The 21,527-nt window shown below is 58.7% G+C and carries 13 protein-coding genes; 11 read left to right on the top strand and 2 right to left on the bottom strand.

What is annotated here, in order from left to right:
* Nucleotides 1-54: 54 nt before the first annotated feature.
* The 11 genes from G3M56_RS08545 to G3M56_RS08595 all read left to right on the top strand — a co-directional run bounded on the left by G3M56_RS08545 (nucleotide 55) and on the right by G3M56_RS08595 (nucleotide 15,754).
* Entirely contained in the window at nucleotides 55-1,566 is a 1,512-nt protein-coding gene (locus G3M56_RS08545; RefSeq protein ID WP_235203332.1) for a sulfatase-like hydrolase/transferase, read from the top strand.
* 161 nt (nucleotides 1,567-1,727) lie between these two features.
* A complete protein-coding gene (locus tag G3M56_RS08550) occupies nucleotides 1,728-1,982 on the top strand; it encodes a hypothetical protein (protein ID WP_164363340.1) in 255 nt (84 codons plus the stop codon).
* Between the two features lie 66 nt (nucleotides 1,983-2,048).
* On the top strand, nucleotides 2,049-2,528 hold the full coding sequence (locus G3M56_RS08555) for an NYN domain-containing protein (protein WP_164363530.1): 480 nt from the start codon (nucleotides 2,049-2,051) through the stop codon (nucleotides 2,526-2,528).
* Between the two features lie 174 nt (nucleotides 2,529-2,702).
* A complete protein-coding gene (locus G3M56_RS08560; protein WP_164363528.1) occupies nucleotides 2,703-4,619 on the top strand; it encodes a glycosyltransferase family 39 protein in 1,917 nt (638 codons plus the stop codon).
* Between the two features lie 116 nt (nucleotides 4,620-4,735).
* Nucleotides 4,736-7,195 (top strand): Amuc_1098 family type IV pilus outer membrane protein, encoded by a 2,460-nt coding sequence (locus tag G3M56_RS08565; RefSeq protein WP_164363527.1) that lies wholly within the window; start codon nucleotides 4,736-4,738, stop codon nucleotides 7,193-7,195.
* 29 nt (nucleotides 7,196-7,224) lie between these two features.
* Nucleotides 7,225-8,781, top strand: a complete 1,557-nt coding sequence (locus tag G3M56_RS08570; protein WP_164363525.1) for a hypothetical protein — start codon at nucleotides 7,225-7,227, stop codon at nucleotides 8,779-8,781.
* 14 nt (nucleotides 8,782-8,795) lie between these two features.
* Nucleotides 8,796-9,134: a heavy-metal-associated domain-containing protein gene (locus G3M56_RS08575; RefSeq protein WP_164363523.1), complete on the top strand. Its 339-nt coding sequence runs from the start codon at nucleotides 8,796-8,798 to the stop codon at nucleotides 9,132-9,134.
* A gap of 80 nt (nucleotides 9,135-9,214) precedes the next feature.
* Entirely contained in the window at nucleotides 9,215-10,633 is a 1,419-nt protein-coding gene (locus G3M56_RS08580) for an MBL fold metallo-hydrolase (RefSeq protein ID WP_164363521.1), read from the top strand.
* Between the two features lie 97 nt (nucleotides 10,634-10,730).
* Nucleotides 10,731-11,936: a glycogen synthase gene (glgA, locus tag G3M56_RS08585; protein ID WP_164363519.1), complete on the top strand. Its 1,206-nt coding sequence runs from the start codon at nucleotides 10,731-10,733 to the stop codon at nucleotides 11,934-11,936.
* Nucleotides 11,937-12,560: 624 nt separating this feature from the next.
* Nucleotides 12,561-15,125 carry a M16 family metallopeptidase gene (locus G3M56_RS08590; protein WP_164363517.1) on the top strand — a complete coding sequence of 855 codons (2,565 nt, stop codon included), beginning with the start codon at nucleotides 12,561-12,563 and terminating at the stop codon, nucleotides 15,123-15,125.
* A gap of 20 nt (nucleotides 15,126-15,145) precedes the next feature.
* Complete coding sequence (locus G3M56_RS08595) at nucleotides 15,146-15,754, top strand: hypothetical protein (RefSeq protein WP_164363515.1); 609 nt, start codon at nucleotides 15,146-15,148, stop codon at nucleotides 15,752-15,754.
* A 333-nt stretch (nucleotides 15,755-16,087) separates the two neighbouring features.
* On the opposite strand, the gene G3M56_RS08600 is transcribed toward G3M56_RS08595, so the two are convergent.
* Nucleotides 16,088-16,861: a ferritin-like domain-containing protein gene (locus tag G3M56_RS08600; protein WP_164363513.1), complete on the bottom strand. Its 774-nt coding sequence runs from the start codon at nucleotides 16,859-16,861 to the stop codon at nucleotides 16,088-16,090.
* Nucleotides 16,862-17,537: 676 nt separating this feature from the next.
* Complete coding sequence (gene smc, locus G3M56_RS08605) at nucleotides 17,538-21,308, bottom strand: chromosome segregation protein SMC (protein ID WP_164363510.1); 3,771 nt, start codon at nucleotides 21,306-21,308, stop codon at nucleotides 17,538-17,540.
* Between the last annotated feature and the right edge of the window lie 219 nt (nucleotides 21,309-21,527).

Consider the following 21,527-nt stretch of genomic DNA (forward strand, 5'->3'; position numbering starts at 1 on the left):
TAGGGCGGTTTCTTTGAGAGTTAACGCCCGGTGAGGCGCGATTTGAGTGATTTGATGATGAAGCGATTGATTTTGAGCTGTGTTGGGTTGGTGTTTGCGTTGGCGAGTGTGAGTGCTGAGGTCGAACGACCGAATCTCTTGGTCTTTCTGGTGGATGACATGGGGGTGATGGACACCTCGCTGCCGTTTCTGGCGGATAAGGACGGTCAGCCGAAGCGTTATCCATTGAACGAGCGGTATCGCACGCCGTCGATGGAGCGCATGGGCGAGCAATCGTTGAGGTTTTCGCGCTTTTATGCGCACAGCGTGTGTTCGCCATCGCGGATTTCATTGATCACAGGCCAAGGATCCGCACGGCATCGGACGACCACATGGGTGAACCCATTCCAGGACAACGGGGAGTTGCCAGGTTGGAATTGGGTGGGGCCGGATGAACAGTCAGTGACGCTACCGCGGTTATTGCAATCTGCCGGGTACCGGACAATTCATTGCGGCAAGGCGCATTTTGGTCCGGTCGGGAAGCCTGGCGAGGATCCGTTGGTTGTTGGGTTTGATGTGAATATTGCGGGGTGTTCGTGGGGTCAGCCCGGGAGCTATTACGGTGAGCGGAATTATGGCGAGGGGCGGAGGCACGCCGTGCCGGGCTTGGATGCGTATCACGGCAGCGACACGTTTTTGACGGAGGCTCTGACCTTGGAAATGAAGTCGGCAATTGCGGCCTCGGTTAGGGATGGTAAGCCGTTCTTTGCGCACATGAGCCATTATGCTTTGCATGCGCCGTTCGAGTCGGACCCTCGATTCGCGGCAAATTACGCGTCCTTGGGGGGGAGTGCTCATGCCAAGGCGTTTGCGACATTGGTTGAAGGGATGGACAAGTCGCTCGGCGACCTGATTGATCATTTGGAGCAGTTGGGCGTGGCGGAGGAGACGCTGATTGTGTTCCTCGGGGACAATGGAACCGACGCACCGATTGGCGGGCTAGAAGAGGTGGCTTGTGCGGCTCCGCTGCGCGGGAAGAAAGGGACAAGGTTCGAGGGCGGGACGCGGGCTCCGTTGATGATCGGCTGGGCGAAGCTGGATGCCGACCATCCGGTGCAGCGCAAGTTTCCAGTGAGAGTCGGGCTGGAGTCGAATACCTTCGCTACGATCAATGATCTGTTTCCAACCTTGCTGGAGGTGGCTGGTGTGAAGTCACCGGATGGGCATGTGGTCGACGGCGAGAGTTTGGCGGATCTGTTGGCGGGTAATGTGGTTAAACGAAGTGCTCCGAAAGAGTTTCTGATGCACTTTCCGCACCGGCACAACAGCAGCTGGTTTACCTCGCTGCATCAGGGGGAGTGGAAGTTAATCTACAACTACCGCAAGCCTGCGGCCCAGCGATACGAGCTGTACCATCTCGCGGAGGATCCCTCCGAGAGTCGGAATTTGGCGGCTCAGCAGCCGGAGAAGTTGAAATTGCTCGTCGAGCGGATGGTGGTGTTGCTCAATGAGAGTGATGCCGTGTTGGCGCGGGATGCGAACTCAGGTGAGGCGGTGTTGCCGGTTGTGCCTGGGGGCGGGGATTGATCCGCGGGGGGAGAGTGGCGATTCCTTCACCTTTGCACTTGATTCGGCGGTGATTCACGACGTAGCTTGCCGTTCCCGCCATCATTATCGGTTGCGGCAGTCGCAGAGCGCGGTAGTTTTCCGCAGAAACCCTCTGCATCAGACGACTTCATCACAGCATCATGGGAAAACAATACAATAAACTCGAGAAGCGTAAGCGCCGGAAGAATGCACTGAAGCGTAAGGCGGAACGTGCCAAGCAGTCCGCAGCAGCAGCCAAGGCGTCGAAGCCAAAGGCAGCAAAGAAGCCAGCGACCAAGAAGACCGCCGCTAAGAAAACCGCTGCCAAGAAGACCGCAGCCAAGAAAGCTCCGGCTAAGAAGACTGCAGCTAAGAAAGCTGCCGCCAAGAAGGCTCCGAAGACTACCGAGGAGTAAGAATCGGCGGATGATTATTTATCCCTAAACGGGTACCAGCAAGCAGATTGCCGGTGCCCGTTTTTTTTGTTTTCAGGGATTGAGTTGGCAGATGTGATGGAGCGTAGGTTGTTGTTGGTGGACGGGCACAGTGCGATTCATGCGTGGCCTGAGATGAAGTCGGTGATCCGGCGTGGTGGTGGCGATGCGACCGAGCCAGCGCGGCGGATGTTGGTGCAGGCGTTGGCGGCGATTGCCGATGCGACGGAGGTCGAGGTGGCGGTGGTTTTTGATGGCAAAGGTGGGCGTCACGAGCAGGTGGACGAGTCGACGACCGGAATCCGAGTGGTCTTTAGTGGAGGCAAGCGCTCGGCGGACGGAATGATCGAGCGGGTGGTGGCAAAGCACGGGGCTGAGATTGCGATTACGGTGGCGTCCAATGATCGGTTGGTGCTTGATGCGGCGATGGCTGGTGGCGCGGATGCCATGAGTATCCGGGGATTACAGCAGTGGGTGGACTCGTGCGACCGAGACTTCCGCGATCGTTACGGGCGCTATCTGCGCTGAGGTCGGGAGGAAGGATGAGACTGATTGACGGTGACGTTGATTTCGTGGTGATCCGAGTCAATGCTCACGGCAGTCATGACTATGAGCACCTCTTCTCAAAATCGATCGGAAACAACGGCGGCCTGGCAGCGATGGCTTGGTTTCGGGCGTGGCCGCAATCATTTTTGGTTCGGCGTGGCACTGCTCCTCCTGATGGTCGGGTGTGTCGTGTTTGCGCAGTCGACCGGGAGCGACTGGCGTGAGGCGTGGAGTGTGGGGATTGAGAAAGTGGAGGCTGGCAGCCGGAGCAAGGTGAAGGCTGCGGAGATCGCTCAAACTTGTGCCTTTTGGGGGGCGGTGATCAGCGCGGTGCTCAGCGGTGTGCTTTTGGTGACGCGGCGCTGGTGGTGCGGTGCGGATGCTCCCGAGGGCTTTGGTGCGCTCGCGGAGGAGGAAGATCCGGCGCGGCGGGGTTTGGAGCGTGCGGTGTTCTGGGGGATGCTGGTGACGGCTGTGGCGGTTGGTTTGCTTCTGCGCCTGCCACGCATGGAATTGAGTTTCTACAACGACGAAGCGCATACGTACACGCGTCTCGTGGCCGGGGAGTGGAAGAAGGCGCCGATCGGTGAACAGGGGGCGAAATTTGATGCACCGCGCTGGGGTGAGACCGCCTTTTCCAACAAGACGGGCAACAACAGCTTCCTCTATTCCATTTTGGCGCGCGCTGCGTTCGACCAGTGGAAGGCGAGCACCGGGGCCGCGGATGGCGAGGTGTGCGAGTGGATTGTGCGTTTGCCGGTGCTGATTGCCGGGATGTTGACGATTGTGGTGGTCGGATTGGGGGCACGGCGTGTGGCTGGTCCGTGGGCTGGTGTGGCGGCGATGTGGTTACTGACATTGCACCCGTGGCACTTGAGGTTCAGCACAGAGGCGAGGTCATACGGGTTGGTGATGTTGTTTGTGGCTCTAGGTGTGTGGTTGTTGGCGGGGGCGTGGCAGACCAACCGTTGGCGCTGGTGGCTGCCGTACGGGCTGGTGCAGTTTCTGATCGTTTACAGCTATCCGGGTGCGGCGTTTTTGGTGCTTTTTGCCAATGTGGTGTTGGCGGTGCTGTTGGCAGTGCGGGCTTTTACCAAATGCTGTGGTGGTGCGGGTGTGACCGCGTTGGTTCGCTTGACGGTTTCCGCGTTGTTCGCGGCTATTCCTGCGTTGTTTGTGATGGGGGCACCGGTGGTGAACACACTGGAGGCATTGGAGAATAGCAAGTCGCTGGCAGGGAGTGTGCCTGACACTTGGTGGGCTGATGTGTTGGCGTCGTTGGCAGGTGGTTTCGGATGGCACAATGCCACACCGGGGAGTCCGTTGAGTTTGTCGGTCGAGCACGCGCTGGAGAATGGAGCGTGGTTGCAATTGCTGGCGCCAATCATTTTTGCCGTGCTGGTCTTGCTGGGGCTGATTGCCGGGTTGGTTCGGAATCAGACGCGGCCTCTGGTTCTGGTGTGCTTTGCGGGCGTGGTTTCTATTGGGGCGCTTTACCTCAATAGCGTGAACTCGGGCAATGTGTTGATGGTCTGGTACGTCGTGCCGGTGCTGCCGTTGCTTGCGGTGATGGGCGGCTTGGGTGTAGCGATGTTGACGTCTCGCGTGGCCCGCGGGCCGATGGTCACAGCGGCCCCAGCGATGATCCTCGGGCTCGTAGTGGTGTGGGGGATCTGCCTCGCGCGTCCGATCTCGATTTATCGGTTCAACGGGAAAGCGGATCCGCGTCAGGTGGTGCGTGATGCGCGTGGCGGGGATTTTCCAGAATATTCCGAGCGTCCGATCACCTTTACTTTGTGGTTCGATGGGGATTTCTACGATCCGCACTTGCGGAAGTTTGTGAGCAGCGATGAGGAGTCGCTGGCGATGTTGGATGCTGCGATCGAGGAAGCGCATGAAGAGCGGCGTCCTTTGTATGTCTACGTGGCGCAGACGGGGAATGCCACGGCATCGCATCCCAAGGTGATGGAGCGCTTGACCATGTCTGGCGAGTTCACGCGCGGGACGTATCGCTACAGCTTTGAGTCGGCTGTGTTTGAGAATTACTCGTTCAAACTGCGGGCGAAGCCGTGAAATCAGCAATTATCAGGAAGAATCCTCATTTTTTGCTTACATGAGCGGAGGCTCCTGTATACATGTCTCGGGTTATCCCTAAAGTCGCATCGTTAAGCGACGTTAAATTTTTGCTTATGCGTTTTCCTGCTTGGATCTCAGACTCAAATTGGACCTCGGTCCGGCGCGCGGTGCGGCCGGTGATGAGGGTTGCGCCCGCAGTGGCCTGTGCTGCCTTGGTGGCGGGATCTCCACACGCCGCGATTGCCCAGGATGCGGCGTCAGTGGAAGTGGATCAACGCGCGTTGAGGACTGCTGAGGCGCGTGCGTTTGCTGAAGAGGGTGACTATTTGATGAAGCAGGGCGACTACGCCGAGGCTTCCACTCGTTATCGTGAGGCGGTTGAGTTTTTGCCAACTGCTCCGATCACGGCAGACCTGCGCAAAGCAATGGTGAGTCGCTATGCACGCGCTGCTACATTGCATGCCAAGCAACTGACCAAAGAGGCACGCTATGCTGAGGCGAAGGCGTTGCTTGAGTCTGTGTTGAGCGATGGGATGGCTCCGAACTACGGGCCGGCTAAAAGTTTGCAGGAGAAGCTCAGCGACGGCGACGCCGTGAACTTGGCGGATTCTCCTGAGCGGCAGGATAAAGCTGCCAGTGTGCTCACGCTGCTCAAGGAGGCTGAGTTCCTCGAATTGGCCGATGATTACGATGCTGCAAAAGGTCGCTACGAAGATGTGCTGCGCCTCGATAAGTACAACAAAGCGGCACAGGCAGGAATCGAACGCGTCGAGCGTGAGAAGATGAACTACGCTGCAGTTGCCCGGACGCGCACGCGTGCCGAACTGGTGAGTGAGGTGGATGCCGGATGGGAGACTCCGAAAGTGGAGATCCTTGCTCGTGACGGAGAGATCTCCGGCCGCAGCTTTACCCCTGAAGAAGCCGCAGGTCGCGATGCGATCCTCAAGGCGCGCCGCAATCTCGGCAAGATGGTGGTGGACCGTGTGTCCTTTGACGAGGCGACTGTTTCAGATGTTTTGCGCTTTTTGACGAGCAAGACCCGTTCACTCGATCCAAAGGGTGAGGGGATCAACTTCGTGCTCAAGGATGCGATGGATGCCGAGGGCAACATGAGCAACGCGGGCGAGAAGATGATCTCCCTCGACTTGCGTAATGTCCCGGTGATGGAAGTCGTGCGTTACACCGCGCGTCTGGCTGGACTCAATTACCGCATCGAGCCGTATGCCGTGGTTCTTTCGGCCTCCGATCTTGATAGCGATCTGCTCGTGGTTCGATCGTACCGCGTGCGTCCTGACTTTATCAGCAGCGCGCCGACAAATGCGCCTGCCGACGATGATCCATTTGGCAATACCAATATGGGGAACACGTCAGTGGTGGTGAAGCGCCTCAGCGCGAAGGAGTTCCTCGAGCGCTCCGGGATTCCTTTCGATGAGGGGTCTACCGCTCGTTTTGATGCGGCCACCAGTACGCTTACCATGCGTAACACGGCAGCGGCTCACCAGCGCCTTGAGACCTTGGTTGAGATGTCCCGCACCGACGTTGGACGCTTGGTGGAGATCCGCGTGAAGATGGTCGAGGTCAACCAGACCAACCTGACCGAACTCGGCTTCGACTGGCTTTTGGGTGGCTCCGATCTGGGTAATGGCGTGGTGGTAACCGGCGGCACGGGTGATATTGGTGAGGTGCCTCTCACCGACCCTACCACCGGTGGTCAGTTGGGTGAGAACCCTGTGACAGCATCGCTGCGCTCAGGCGATACCGCGATTACCGAGGCCTCCATCAGCAGCTTGGTAGCCACAGGTTCGCCGGCATCTCTCGGTGCGCAAGGTGACAGGGCTCCTGGTGTTTTTGGTGTGTCTGGTGTGTTGACCCAGCCGCAGTTCCAGATGGTGATGCGCGGATTGAACCAAAAGAAGGGCGTCGACATGCTCAACGCGCCCCATGTGGTGACCCGTAGTGGACAGGTGGCGCGCGTGGAGGTGATGCGTGAATTCATTTACCCAACCGAGTACGATCCGCCAGAGTTGCCGAACGCGGTGCGAGGCGATCGTGACCTTGGTTCATTCCCTGTTACGCCAGCCACCCCGACGGCCTTCGATATGAAGCCGCTTGGTACCATTATGGAGGTGGATCCGGTGGTGAACAAAGAGGGCACGCTGGTGGAGCTCAATGTGGATCTCGTGATGCGTGAGTTCATCGGTTTTGTGAACTATGGTTCGCCAATTACCACACCGCCGATTGGTGGTGATCTTTTTGCCGCGCCGCAGGTGATCACTGAGAACCGCATTCTCCAGCCTGTGTTTGAAACTCGTACTGAGAAGACCAGTGTCAGTGTCTATGACGGGCAGTCGTTGGTGATTGGCGGCTTGCTCAACAGCCAAGTTGAAACCGTGAACGACAGCGTGCCGTTCTTCGGAGATATTCCGGTGTTCGGGCGTTTCTTCAAGACGCGGGCTGAGAAGACTACCAAGCAGGCTTTGTTGATCTTCGTGGAAGTAAACGTACTTGATCCATCAGGCCGTCCATTGCGTGATTATGCTGCCGACTCGGCGGTTGGTGCGCCTGGTGTGTAATTTTCTTCTAGCGGATCGACGACGCAGTTATGCCTTCATCTGACCAGCGACCAGATCCCAGTGCCTCGCGTTCGGTACCTGCGGATGAGATGATGGAACGGCTGAAGAGCCGCGGGTCATCCTCATCCCCGGGCCGCAGTGAGACGGTGGAGCGGAAGTATGATCCGGAAACCGGCGAAGTGCGCGTGAAGCGTCGCCGGCGGGTGAAAAAGAAGGCCGACCCAAGAGCACAGGCGCGCAAGCGTCGACAGCGCTTGTTTTGGATCTTCTTCGCCATGGTCGGCTTGGTTACCGCAGTGTTGACTGCTGGTTATTACATGGTGTGGGGTGGCGTGCGCACCGATGCGTTCCGCAGTGGTGCCGAGCAGGTGATAGCGACTACGCTTGATCAAGCGGATGTCGAGGCGCAGCACTTCCAGCTTGAGGGTACATCGCTCAAGAGTGCGCGACTTCGCACCGTGGGCAAGCCGGGGGCGATGATTCAACGGGCCGAGTTGGCGTCTGCAGTGCTGGAGCTGGATCGCGATTCCTTCTCCGGTGGCGATTGGCTGGTGAAGCGCATTTCCGGATCAAAGCTCAAGTTGATGGTGTGCCCGCGTGGCACGGCTGAGCTCCCGGTTGATGGCAAGGTCGGTGAGGGGGCGCAACCCGGCGGGTTTATGCTCAACCGCAACCCGGATGCGATGGACGTGAAGACGTACTCGTTCTGGGACACCGACGTGGTTTTCGGGCTGGACGAGCGGCGGGTGAAGTCGTCGATTACCGACGCCAGCGTGACCATGAGCAGAGCCGGTGATGAGGGCTTTGCCGGCAGCGTCTCGAGCGGGCGGGTTGTGTTTGACGGGTGGCCGGTTTTTGATATCGATCAAATCAACTTCGTAGTCGCTGAGGATGTGGTGTCGGTGAAGGCAGGGGCACTCGACGTGCCAAGCGGCTCGCTCACGTTCATTGGTGACTTTCCTCTCAGCGATGGTGAGATCGACGCGTCGTTGATCGTACAGGACGTCAATTTGGAGCAGCTAGTCGTCGGGGATTGGAAGCCGTTGTTTGACGGGCTGATGGAGGACGGTGAGTTCGACCTGACATTGGATCCGGGGGATCCGTCATCGCTGGAGATTCGCGGTGACTTCAAGTTGTCGTTGTTGCGGTTGCGTCAGGTGCGTCTTTTGCAAACCCTTGCCACGATGCTGGGGGGCAGCGACCACGACATTGGGATGTTTTCGGGTGTGAGCGGATCCTTGGTGGTGCGTGACGAGGAAATTGTGATCGACCAGATGCAGATGGAGACGTCTCAGGGCGTGCTGTTGCGTGGTGGTGTGCGGGTGGCTGATGGTGGTGTGCTGTCAGGGATTGTTCGCATCGGTGTGCCGGTGGAGCGGTTTGGAGGTGATGTTCCGAAGCTTTTCAAGCCGGGTGAGGATGGTATGTTGTGGGCGACGGTTTCGCTCAGCGGGCGCCGAGGATCTATTGGCGACGATTTGATCGAGCGGATCGAGAAAGCCGAGCGTGCCGGGCAGAGTGTGGAGGAAGGTTCTAATAGGCCGACCGCCGACACTTTGTTTGAGGCGCTGACTCCAGAGAATTGATCAATCGAGTGACTATGAATTTGAATCGCAAATTGTGGATGGTGGGAGCCTTGGCTGGCTTGATGGCAGTGGGAGCGTGCTCCGAACAGGAAGTGAAGGTAGGGTATGCGCCAGAGGTGGCCGAGCAGGCCGTGGCGCGTGAGGTGGAGCTGTCTGTGCCGAGCATTTCGTGTGCGTCGTGTTTGGCGAAGATCCGCAAGGAAGTGATTCAAGTTCCCGGGGTCGTGAGCATGGGCGGCGACCCACGGACGAAGAAGGTGGTGGTGCGCCTGAGTGCCGACGCTGCCGAAGGGGACGCCGCGATCCGTGAGGCGATTGCCAAGGCCGGGTTTGAGGTCGCTGGAGGTGAGTAGCTTCTGAGCTACAACCATTTGCGGCTTCCACGCGAGGCCGCGATGTGCCTACTCTGGCGGACGTCTAACCTCGTTTCGCCATGCATATCAAATTCTGCGGTGCGGCAGGCACCACCACCGGGTCCCAGCACCTGATCACGGTCAATGGGCACAAGATCCTTCTCGATTGCGGCCTTTATCAAGGGCACCGGCAGGAGAGCTTTCACCGCAACAAGGAGTTTGATCACTTTGATCCTGCCGAGTTGAACGCGGTGGTCCTTTCTCACGCGCACATCGACCACAGTGGGAACCTGCCGAACCTGGTGAAGCAGGGGTTCACGGGGAATGTCTACTCGACTCATGCCACCCACGACCTGTGTCAGGTGATGCTGCGGGATTGCGCCAAGATCCAGGCGTACGATGTGGAGTACTTGAACCGCCGCTACGCCAAAAGAGGCGAGAACAAGCGGGTGGAGGTCACTTATGACCAAATGGACGCGGAGCAGGCGATGCGTCAGTTCGTCAATATTGGTTACAATCGGAAGATTCCAATCGCCGATGGTGTGATGATGCATTTCCGCGATGCGGGGCACATCTTGGGCAGTGCGCAGGTTGTGTTGGATATCGACGACCGCGAGGACGGGGCGAAAGGCCGACTTCTTTTCAGTGGTGATGTCGGGCGGGGTAACAACGAATTGCTGAATGATCCAATCGCGGTGGATGGGGTGGATTGGATGATTATGGAAAGCACCTATGGAGGGCGCGAGCACGAGATGCCTGCCTCCGCGCGTGAGGAGCTCAGCGAGGTGCTGAAGGATGCGGTGGCCAAGGGCGGGAAGGTGATTATTCCGGCTTTCGCGGTCGAGCGAACGCAGCAGTTGTTGTTCGTGCTGCATGACATGATTGAGAACAAGGAGATCCCGAGGATTCCTGTCTTTGTCGACAGTCCGCTGGCGGTAAGTGCGACGGAGATTTTCCGGCTTCATCCGGAGTGTTTCAACGAGGAGGTCTATGATCGTTTGTTTGGGCGCAACAATCCCTTTGGTTTTGAAGAGCTAACATTGATCCGCTCGGTGCAGGGGTCGAAGGCGCTGAACAAGTCGCACGAGGCGGCAATTATCATCTCTGCCTCCGGGATGTGCGAGGCCGGTAGGATTCTACACCACTTGCGCAATGGGATCGGCAATCCGAACAACACTGTCTTGTTCGTTGGGTATTGTGCTGAGAACACATTGGGTCGCAAGATCCGCGACGGAGAGTCTCCGGTAAACATCTTCGGTGAGCCCGTCGACGTGCATGCCGAGGTGGTGGCGGTGGATTCGTTCTCGGGGCACGCGGATCACAGTGAGTTGATGGAGTATTTCACCAAGACCGGCGGGCCGAAGAAGCAGGTGTGGCTGGTGCATGGCGAACGTTCGCGTTCCGAAGCGATGCGCGACGCGTTGGCAGCCGCACATCCGGACAGTGAGTTTCAAGTCGCCGAACTGGGAATGGAAGTAACGGTGAAAGGGGATCTGTAGCAGGAGCCTGACGGTTGTTGTACCTGTGGCTGGAGAATGCGAATTCAGCGGATTTGATACTTGCGGAAAATGCGCTGCTCGTTTCATCTCCACGGGTATGAAATCGCTTCTTCTAACCAACGAGTTCCCGCCCTACATCTACGGCGGTGCGGGTGTGCATGTCGATTACCTCAGCCGCGAGTTGTCGCGTCTGATCGAGGTGGATGTGCGTTGCTACGGCGATCAGGATCGCCAGGACGGAAACCTCGGGGTTAAGGGCGTCGGGCTGGACAAGTCGGGATGGACGGCTCCCGAAGCATTGCAGTCGGTCTTCGGTGCGGTGCAGCGGGATTTGGATTTCAACACGCGCAATGTCGATGCGGATGTGGTGCACCTGCACACGTGGTACACGCACTTCGGCGGAATTCTGGCAAAGCTCAACTACGGCATCCCGATGGTGCTGACCGTGCACTCGCTCGAGCCGTTGCGCCCGTGGAAGCGTGAACAACTCGGTGGCGGCTACGATTTCTCGTGCTGGGTGGAAAAGACCGCAATCGAGATGGCAGACGCGGTGGTCGCGGTTTCCAAAGAGACCAAGGAAGATATCCTGCGTTTGTTTGATGTGGATGAGAGCAAAGTGCACATTATTTACAACGGGATCGATCCGGACGAGTACCAGAAGGTTGAGAAGCCGGAGGTGTTGGAGAAGTACGGGGTGGATCCGAACCAACCGATGGTGCTTTTTGTGGGGCGGATCACGCGCCAGAAGGGGATCATTCATTTGGTGAACGCGATCCGGTCGATGGACCCTGGCTTCCAGGTGGTTTTGTTGGCGGGGGCGCCGGACACTCCGGAGATTGCCAAGGAGATGCAGGACGCGGTGGCCGAGGTGCAGAAGGAGCGCGATGGCGTGATCTGGATTGAGGAGATGCTTGAGACTCCGGAGAAGATTGCGATGTATTCGCATGCCGATGTGTTCTGCTGTCCGTCGATTTACGAGCCGTTCGGGATTATCAACCTCGAGGCGATGGCTTGTGAGACCGCAGTGGTCGCCAGCGCGGTGGGCGGTATCAAGGAAGTGGTTGTGCCGGAGGAAACCGGGTTGCTGGTTCCTGTCGAACAACAGCAAGTCAGCCCATTTGAGCCGACCGATCCGGAGGCGTTTGCCAAGGATCTGGCAGCGGGTGTGAATCGATTGATGGCGGATCCTGAGTTGCGCGAAAAAATGGGCGTCGCCGGCCGTAAGCGTGCTGTGGATGTCTTCAGCTGGCGCGCGATCGCCGAGGAGACTGTCGATCTCTACAAGTCGCTGACTGATAAGTAGAGTTCGGGATTGCTCGCTCCGCTCGAAGGAGTGGAGGTGGATCCGCAGATTTCGCAGATTGATCAGATTTTTGCGCAAGCGTTGTGCCGACTGATTGATCTGCTGAGATGGAGCTCACGCAAAGCCCCCAAGGTCCCAAAGAATAGATTTTTCTTTGGGACCTTGGGGAGTTGCGTGAGTTTTTTTTATGCGCCGGTTCGCCGATCTACTTTGCTCTAAGTAAGCGCATCGCTGCCCATCGAAGGGATCTATTTGAGAAATGAGACTATCTGCGAAATCGGCGTAATCTGCGGATCACCCAAAACAATCATGTGGGATGTGCTGTGCGCAGATTGCTTTGGGTTCAATAGCGAGCGGCTGCGCCGGGTGGGTTTGGTTTGCCGACGCGATGGTCGGCGTTCCAGGCACCGGTTGCGTGAGAGCGTGAGCTGAAGCTCAAAGAAACGCATCTGTGGGAATCTGCGTCATCTGCGGATCCTCAAAAGCTATCACTTTATGTCACCGCTGCGCGGGTGATTCTAGACTAGCGTTCCTTTGCGTCTCTGCGTGAGAACACTAGTTCTGAACGGCCGCTTTTTTCTTTCCGGGTTTGACTGAGGGCGGTGCGCGGTGCTTGATCCGAGTATGCCAGAATCCGCGACCGCCTCTACGTTTGCTCTTTCGCCTCGAACCAAGGTCCTTCGTCTTGAAAATGGACTGGAGGTGCTCGTGTTACCCGACCACCGCTCGCCGGTGGTGAGTGTGCAGGGCTGGGTGAAAGTGGGCAGCATCCACGAGTCCGAGTTTCTCGGTGGTGGGATCTCGCATTTGATCGAGCACTTGGTCTTCAAGGGAACGACGAACTTCGGTGGACAAGAAATTGCCAAGTGCGTGCAGGAGAATGGCGGGCAGCTCAATGCCTACACCTCGTTCGACCGCACGGTCTACTGGGTGGACGCGCCATCTGATGGGGCTGAGCGCGCATTGGATGTGGTAACGGATCTGATCTTTCGTCCCAAGTTTCCGGAGAATGAGTTTGAGAAGGAGAAAGAAGTGATCCGGCGCGAGATCGCGATGGGCGAAGATGATCCGGACCGCGTGTTGAGTCAGGCGCTTTTCCGCGAGGCATTCACGCAACATCCGACGCGGCATCCGGTGATCGGTTATCTCGATGCCTTCAACCAACTGACACTCGATAACGTGTGGGCGTTCTATCGTCGCCACTACGTGCCGAACAATGTGTTCCTCGTGATCGTGGGCGACATCACCGCCGAGCAGGCCGAGGCGTGGGTGCGTGAGAAAGTGGGGGACGTGCCCCGTGGGATGCGTGAGCCGGTGATGGTGCCGAGCGAGCCGCGCCAGCTTTCCGCACGCAATGCGCGGATTGGTTTTGATTCGGAGGTGACCAGGGTGGATCTCGCCTGGCGGATTCCGTCGATGACACACCCGGACATGCCGGTGTTCGACGTGTTGGCGAAGATTTTGGGCCGTGGCCGCAGTTCGCGTCTGTACCGGGAGATCCGCGAAAAGCGCAAGCTGGCGCACAGCGTCGGGGCTTGGAGTTACACTCCGGCACACGAGGGGCTTTTCGTGCTGAATGCCGACACCACACCGGACAACCGCGATGCCTTGGTTTACGCGTTGCGCGATGAGGTTGAGAAGGTCGTGCGCGATGGCGTGACCTCTGATGAGTTGGAAAAGGCGCGCCGCTCGGTGCAGGCCGGGCTTTACGGTGGCTTGGTCACGACCAATGGATTGGCGTCGCAGATTGGGTCGAGCTGGATGCTGACCGGCGGCGTCGATTTGGCCAGTAGTTATCTTGAGGCAATTGAGAAAGTCGACAGCGAGGCGATTCAGCGGGTGGCGGCGAAGTGGTTGGTGCCATCGTCGGAATGTTTGGTCACCGTAGAGCCGGAGTCTGCAGTTGCCGAGTCGACCGAAGCGGCTGCGGCGATCGGTGAACGTTCGGCGTCGCTGATGCCGGCTGTGAATGATTCCTCGGTGGCCAATGGGTTGAATGTGTTGGTTGGTGCGGATCACACGGTGCCGCTGGTTTCGCTACAGGCTGCGTTCATCGCTGGGAGTCAGGCGGATCCTGCGGGCAAGTCCGGGCTTTGCCGATTGGTGGCCTCGTCGCTGCTCAAGGGGACAGCGACCCGCACCGGTGAGCAACTCGTGGCCGAGATCGAAGGACTCGGAGGCTCGATCACCAGTGGTGCGGGGAACAACACGATCAGTGTGGGAGCGATGGTTATGCGCGACGACCTGCCATTGGCTCTCGAGCTGCTTGGCGATGTGCTTACGCATTCGACCTTCCCTGAGGAGATGGTCGCAAACGAGCGCACGGCTCAGTTACAAATGATCAAGGAAGCTGCGGACCATCCGGTCCGTGTCGCGATGCGTGAGGCGCGTGCCGCGCTCTATGGCGGGTCGTCGTTGGCGCACTCGGCGCTCGGAACAGAGGCGGAGGTGGCAACGCTGGGCCGCGACGATGTGGCCGGCTTTGCCTCCAATGTGCTGACCGCATCCAATGGCGTGCTCGCTGTGTTTGGCGATGCCGACGCAAGCGAGGTGCAACGCCATGCCGATGGCTTCATCGGTGGACTGGTAGCGGGGAATGGTCGGGCGAGCGACGTGCTTGCCGCGACAGTTGCTCCGGCGACCACCGCTCAGAGGATCGAGCTCCAGGAGAGCACGCAGCAAGGCGTGGTGGTGATTGCATTCCCCGGGCCGGGAGTGGGCCATCCGGATTATCTGCCGATGCAGCTGCTCAACCAGGCGACCAGTGACATGGCGTCGAGACTTTTCCTGCGGATTCGCGAAGAACAAGGGCTGGCGTACTACGTGAGCAGCACAACATTCCTCGGTATTGGCGGGGGCATGTTCAGTTTCTATCTGGGCACCGATCCGGCAAAGCTGGCGCATGCGGAATCGGAGCTGCGCGAGGAAATCAAGCGCTTGGTAGAGGTTGGGCTCGATGAGGATGAGTTTGACCGCGCTCGCGCGAGCTTCCGTGGGGACCTGATCATGGGTGCCCAAAGCCCGGCATCACTCGGAACCAAGGCATGTGTCGATCAGTTGCTCGGCCTCGGCTGGAATGCGGTCGATCACGAACTCGAGCGCCTGAAAACGATTACCCTTGGCGATGTCCGCGCCGCCGCCGCCCGCTGGCTCCACGGCGAGGGCGTGACGGTGACCGTGCAGCCGTGATTTGAGGATTCTCTCAGACGATGAGCATTCGATATTTGATAACCTGCGTATTCTGCCTGCTGTGCGGACGTGTTTTTGGATGGCCGGTCATTGAGCCTGTCGATCATGCTGGGCAGCTAGAGTCGGCTGATTTTGTGGGAGTCGTGGAGGTCGCTGAGATCAACGAGACGGGCAAGAAGATTCTGCTGTGCCAAGATTCGGTGGCGTTTCGTGAGCTTCGCCTTTCGCTCAGAGTCCTCTCCTGCTTCAAGGGGCAGGGGGCGGAGATGCTTACTTGTAGTATTCTCCGAGAGCCTACCAGGGAGGAACTAATCGCCGACGGGGTGTCTGAAGAGAACTTGAGACTCGTGCTGTTGAATATGGCAGTTGACGAGGAGCTGCATTTACTGCCCGCTCGAGCACAGCGGAGGGATCAGCTTTTGGTCTATCTCGCATCTACTGAGGATGGGTTTGTGCCTCTCACTGGATACCTGGAGTCGAGTCGCTCCCTGTTCGTCATTGAGCCTTCCAGCCGGGCGGTCAAGGGGCGGGCTGCGTTAGGTAACGCAGAGCAGCCCAGCGGCATCCTTGATCCCAAGGTGTATGAAAAGCCCAAAGCTGAGTTAAATGGCACCACGGGTAGTGATTGACATAGCCCTGGAACAATGGAAATAGCGCTCAATCGAGGGTGCTAGGATAGCCCTAACTATTGAAGAGTGCCGATAATCCATATTTCAGCACCCCTTAAGGAGGCGCTGTGGTGTGATTACGGGGCGGTGATTAGATCGAGGTTTTATGGATCGTTGTGGCGATAATGTGGGGCTTTGATGAGGGGCAACGTGTTTGCGACGAGGTAAGGATTCGATTGGCTTGGTAGTCAGACGGCGCTACTCGTTCATTGGAAACTGCCCGCAGGGGTTAATGCAAGGGCATCCCCAGGTGAAGGAAATCTCGGGCAATCTCACACTGGGGAACGGTCACGTCTATGAATGACAGGCAGGCAAGGTGCGGGCGGTGTTGTGGGCGTGCTCGATCCTCCGGATCTTGCGTCGGATGGCTGAGGCGTAGGCTCGGACACCCATCCCTGACGCTCGGAAACAGCGGCTGTGGAAAAGCCATACGACGGAGGAAATGCCGATGAACAAGGAGCGGCAGAACCATTCGGTTAGCTTGCGGTTGATCGGACTCAGTCGGCTGTGGTGGATCTGTAAGCGCTCGAGTTGGAAGTCGATATGGTGCGCCTCGTCGCGCAGGATGTGGTGGCAGATGTTAGTGAGCACCGGACAATGCCCGGCATCGGCGAGCGCCTTGTAGTAAATTTGAGCGATGCTCTCGACCATCAGCACCGAGGTGGTCCAGAGCTCCATGTTGCCGAGGGCGTAGCGCACGCGCCGGAAGAGAAAGTCGCCGAAATCAAAACGGCGACGAGCAACGCCTGCCAAGTCCAGATAGCGACCTAGCATTTCGCCGTGACTTTGTTCCTCCTCGATAAAGAGCGCCACAGCTTCTTGATAGGAGAGGTCGGGGCCGTGTTGTTTGAGGAATCGCTCTGTGGCGCGGGTGAGGTGTGCACCATCAGAGGTTTCGCCGAGCTGCCATGCTTGTAACGAGCGCAGGACCAGGGCGTCGTTGGGGCGTGTTGGGTGCAGGGCGGCACCTAGATGCCACGGGATGAGTCTGGCTTTGGCTCGGCTCTTGGAGAAGTGATCCAGCCAACGATAGCCGTTGGTGACGATGGGGTGTGATTGACCGTTCATGAGCGCAGCATCGATGGTCAATGTGAACGGAGTGTGATGGCTGCGTGAAATGGGTGTGGGATTTGCAGCGAGAATGGTTCACGCAGAGACGCGAAGACGCGAAGACGCGGAGGGAGGTGCGCGGAGGGTGTTGAAGAACGTTCGCTTTGTGCCTGTTTTGGGATGGCGTGATTTGGGAACCACAGAGGACTCAGAGAGCACAGAGGGGGGGCACGAAGGGCGCGAAGATCACGAAGGTTTTTGAGGGAACATTGCGTCGTGGAGTGACGGTGTCCTCACCGTCGGGTGGTTGCATGTTGAGCTTAGTCGCTGCGCTCCGATCAGGCAGGATGTCGACAGGAATGTCGACCCACCTGCGTGTGTGCGGTGGCCGGATGGGAAACCGGCGGTCCGATACGGGGCTCAGCTACCGAATCAAAACAATCCTCTGCGTCTTCGCGTCTCTGCGTGAGATCCAACGCGGCTCTCGCTACGCGTCCAGTCGCAGCGCGACCTTGTCGGCGTAGCGGGCTTAGCTTAGTCGCTGCGCTCCGATCAGGCAGGATGTCGACAGGAATGTCGCCCCATCAGCGTGTGTACGGTGGCCGGATGGGAAACCGGCGATCCAATACGAGGCTCAGCTACCGAATCAAAACAACCCTCTGCGTCTCTGCGTGAGATTCAACGCGCGCTCTCGCTAGGCGTCCAGTCGCAGTGCGGCTTTTTCGGCGGCGGTGAGTTCGGACTCGTCCTTGGTCTCGTCGATTGGCTTTTTCTCCTCATGGGTGAGGCGCATGCCGACCGGTTTCGAGACACCGAATTCTTCCATCGTCACGCCGTACATCACATCGGCGCGGCCCATGGTGCGCTTCGAGTGGGTGACGATGATGAACTGCGACTGGTCAATGAAGCGGTCGAGCACTTTCAAGAAGCGGCCGATGTTCGATTCGTCGAGCGGCGCGTCGAGTTCGTCGAGCACACAGAACGGGCTCGGCTTGACCATGTAGATCGAGAACAGCAACGCCACGGCGGTCATCGAGCGCTCACCACCGGAGAGCAAGGTGATGCTTTGGAGCTTTTTGCCTGGCGGCTTGGCGATCACTTCGATGCCCGACTCCAGCGGGTCTTCATCGTCCATCATGATCAGGTTGGCCTGACCACGCTCGCCGAAGAGCTCCTTGAACATCGACTGGAAGTTGTTGCGCACGATCTCGAAAGTCTCGGAGAAGCGTTTGCGGGTTTCCTGGTTGATGTGCTCGATGATGTCTTGCAGCTCCGACTTCGCTCTGACCAAGTCGTTTTGCTGTTGGTCGAGGAAATTGTAGCGCTCTTCGGCCTCCTCGAACTCATGGATGGCGTCGAGATTGACCGGCCCCATCGACTCGAGCCTCCGGCGCATTTCACCGACCGTGGTCTCGACAAACTGCCAATCGATATCGGTGTCGGCAAAGCTCGGCGCAGAGCTTGCTTCGGTCGTCTCGGTATCGGCTTCGGTTGAGAACGCGTCGTCCTCCGGCTGCGACGCCCCGCCGCGCTTGAGGCGTTTCTTTGACTGGTCGATCGATGCCTTGAGGGCAGGGAGGTCTTGTTCGAACTCAGCCAAGTCGACGCCGTGGCGTTCCTGGCAGGTGTTGATGATGTTTTCCAAGCGCAGTTCGACCTGGGTGGACTTGACCTCCTCGCGGCCGCGTTGGTCGCTGATGGCTGACAACCGCTTACGGGCTTGCTGCAGCGTGGCTTCGTGTTCGCGCACGAGGTTCTGCTGCCGCTGGCGTTCTTCGTTGTCGGCTTCGAGCTCGGACTCGAGTAGTTCGATTCCGGCGGTAGCGTCCTCGATGATTTGCTCCAGGTTTCGATTTTGCTGTTCCGCCTCGCTGATCTTGGCGCGGTAACCATCCGACTCCTGATTGCGGCGGGTGGTGATCTCGTTCAACTCGGCGAGCCGTGCGGCCATCGGCGTGCGTTGTTCTTCGAGCGCTTGGAGCGAGCGTTCCTCCACGGCCAGGGCGGTACGGCGTTCGCTCAACTCATCAGCCGCCTGGTTTTCGCGTTCGCTGAAGTCACCGAGTTGTTGTTCCAACCCATCAATCAGCCCCATAGCGTCGTCCATGGTGATGCGGGCGGCTGCGAGTTCTTCCTCCATCGCTTCGATGTCGTTCAGCGATTGCGTGTCACGCTGGCTGATGGCATCGGCGTCGCGCTCGAGGTTTTCGATCCGGTTGGCGATCTGCTCGACCTCGCGGGAGACGAGGGAACGTTGACCCTCCAGCGTCGAGCGCTCGACGCGCGTGGTCTGAACCGCTTCGCGCAGCTGGGCCAACTGATCGTTCAATTGCTCGATCTCCGCGGTAAGTTCCTCCTCGCTGGCAACCGCTTCGTCATGGGCTTTGCTGAGGCTGGCGGTTTGGGCTTCGAGCTCGCGGATCTCATTCTGGCGCGCAAGCACCGAGGAGCCACCGTCATCGCTATCGACACCTCCGTGGACAATCCCTTCCGGGGTGAGCAACTCGCCCTCGATGGTGGTGAATGTAAGCTGTGGGTGGTTCGGGCGCAGCTTCCACGCGGTGTCGAGGTCCGGCACGATGAGCACGTCGCGCAACAACGCAGCGAACACAGGCAGCACCTTGGCGTTGGCCTGGATGCGCTCGTGCGCCCAGGCAACCGCTCCGGCCGGCAGCTCGGGAGATGCATTCTCGCCCGCGGGCTGGACAACGTCTTCGGCTAGAATGGCGGCCTGGCCGAGCTTCTTCTCGCGCAGCACCTCGACGATGCGGTGGGCGAGTGTGGAGTCGGCGACCAAGATGGTTTGCAGGCGCGGCCCGAGCACGGCCTCAATTGCGCGCACATCTTCGTTGCCGACCTGCAGGAACGATCCGAGTACGCCGCGCACGCCATTTTTGAAAAAGTCTGGATCATCGAGCCCGGTGATCACGGCCTGGGTCCCCCGTTCCAGTCCTTCGCCGTTTTGCGCGAGTTTGCGCAGGACATTGAGCCGGCTGTCGGCGGCGGTCAGTTCTCGGTGGAGTTGTTGCGATTGGTTGCGGCTGGCGGTGAGGTCGCTCTGGGCAGTGCGCTGGCGTTGTTCCGCTTCGGCGAGTTCGGCGTTCTGCTGGGTGGCGGTTTCCGTGAGTTCGGCCAAGCGAACATCGAGCTGCTCAGCTTCGCCTCGGCGTTCGGATTCGCTCTCGCGCAGCGTGCGGAGTTCCGTCTGCATCGCCTCCGCACGGGCGCGGTCGCTTTCTGCCTGGCTGCGGATGTTTTCAATCTGCGCCTGCAGCGTAACCGTGCGCGACTCCGCTTGGTTGCAGGCTGCACGGTGGGTGGCGAGTTGGCTGGCCAGTTCGCCGCGCTGGTCGCGGAACTCAGCCACATGGCGCTCTGCTTCGGCGACGAGTTCGCGTTGTTCTTCAATCCGCGATTGGATTGAGAGCACGGCTTCTTCCGCCTGCGCGAGATCTTCCTTTTGTTGGTCGATCTTCGAAGCCGTGGCGGCGACGTCGGCCTCGTTGCGGGCAATGTGGTCGGCGAGCTCGCGGCAGCGCTCCAGGTTGTAGGAAATGCGGGAGCGCGCTGAGTCGATGCGGTTGTGGCGCTCGTTGAGTTGGGCGCGGTTCTCGCTGACGCGTGCTTCCACTTCGACCATTTGCTCGCGCAGAACCTCGAGCTCGAGTTCACGACTGGTGAGCGTGGTCTCCAGCTCGGCGAACTCATCCTGCAACGAGTCGATCGACCGGGTCAGATCGTGCTTCTGTACGCTCAGTTCGGTGAACTGCTTGAACGAAAGGTGGGTGTCCAGCACGCGCACGTCCTCGAGCAGCGCCCGGTAACGCCGTGCCTTGGCGGCTTGACGTTGCAGCGAGTTCATCTGGCGCTTCACCTCGGCGATGATGTCGGTGATGCGCAGCAGGTTGGCTTCGGTGTACTCAAGCTTGCGCAGGGTCTCGCGCTTCTGCTTTTTGAACTTGGTGATGCCTGCAGCCTCTTCGAACACAGCACGCCGGTCTTCCGGCTTCGACGAGAGCAACATGTCGATCTTGCCCTGTTCCATGATCGAGTAGGCCGTGCGGCCGATCCCCGTGTCCATGAACAACTCATTGATGTCACGCAGTCGGCATTGGGTGCCGTTGAGGCGGTACTCTGATCGTCCGTCGCGGAAGACGCGGCGGGTAATTGCCACTTCGTTGAAATCCACACCAAGCGACTCCTCGCAGTCGGCCATGGTCAGCGTGACCTCTGCCATGCCGAGCGGTTTGCGCTTTTCGGTGCCAGAGAAAATGACATCGGCCATCTCGCCGCCGCGTAGGGCTTTGGCGGATGTTTCCCCGAGCACCCAGCGGATGGCGTCCACCACATTGGACTTACCGCAGCCGTTCGGGCCGACAATCCCCGTGACGCCCTCATGGAACTCCAAACGCGTCTTGTCCGCGAAGGATTTGAAGCCGTGGATGTCGAGGGACTTAAGGTACATGGAGGGGCTGCGGGGCGGTGCTTGCGCGTGCCGGATGGAAAGGCGAGGGAATGTGCGCGTCCGTCACCTCTACCAATCCGGCTCATTGCTTGGCAATGTAGGTTGATGTAGGGGGAGGGGCAAGTCTAAAGCACTATATGTTGTGGTGTAAGTGTCTCAGCTTTTGGTGTTTATATGGTGTGATGAAATATTAACGAAAGCTAAAGATCCTTATCGTTA

This window comes from Sulfuriroseicoccus oceanibius (assembly GCF_010681825.2).
GTDB classification, from domain to species: domain Bacteria; phylum Verrucomicrobiota; class Verrucomicrobiia; order Verrucomicrobiales; family SLCJ01; genus Sulfuriroseicoccus; species Sulfuriroseicoccus oceanibius.

What these genes read in the sequence shown, in the direction of transcription:
- G3M56_RS08545 (WP_235203332.1), top strand. Translation starts at nt 55, where the DNA reads ATGATGAAGCGATTGATTTTGAGCTGTGTTGGGTTGGTGTTTGCGTTG.
- G3M56_RS08550 (WP_164363340.1), top strand. Translation starts at nt 1,728, where the DNA reads ATGGGAAAACAATACAATAAACTCGAGAAGCGTAAGCGCCGGAAGAAT.
- G3M56_RS08565 (WP_164363527.1), top strand. Translation starts at nt 4,736, where the DNA reads ATGCGTTTTCCTGCTTGGATCTCAGACTCAAATTGGACCTCGGTCCGG.
- G3M56_RS08570 (WP_164363525.1), top strand. Translation starts at nt 7,225, where the DNA reads ATGCCTTCATCTGACCAGCGACCAGATCCCAGTGCCTCGCGTTCGGTA.
- G3M56_RS08575 (WP_164363523.1), top strand. Translation starts at nt 8,796, where the DNA reads ATGAATTTGAATCGCAAATTGTGGATGGTGGGAGCCTTGGCTGGCTTG.
- G3M56_RS08580 (WP_164363521.1), top strand. Translation starts at nt 9,215, where the DNA reads ATGCATATCAAATTCTGCGGTGCGGCAGGCACCACCACCGGGTCCCAG.
- glgA (WP_164363519.1), top strand. Translation starts at nt 10,731, where the DNA reads ATGAAATCGCTTCTTCTAACCAACGAGTTCCCGCCCTACATCTACGGC.
- G3M56_RS08590 (WP_164363517.1), top strand. Translation starts at nt 12,561, where the DNA reads ATGCCAGAATCCGCGACCGCCTCTACGTTTGCTCTTTCGCCTCGAACC.
- G3M56_RS08595 (WP_164363515.1), top strand. Translation starts at nt 15,146, where the DNA reads ATGAGCATTCGATATTTGATAACCTGCGTATTCTGCCTGCTGTGCGGA.
- G3M56_RS08600 (WP_164363513.1), bottom strand. Translation starts at nt 16,861, where the DNA reads ATGAACGGTCAATCACACCCCATCGTCACCAACGGCTATCGTTGGCTG.
- smc (WP_164363510.1), bottom strand. Translation starts at nt 21,308, where the DNA reads ATGTACCTTAAGTCCCTCGACATCCACGGCTTCAAATCCTTCGCGGAC.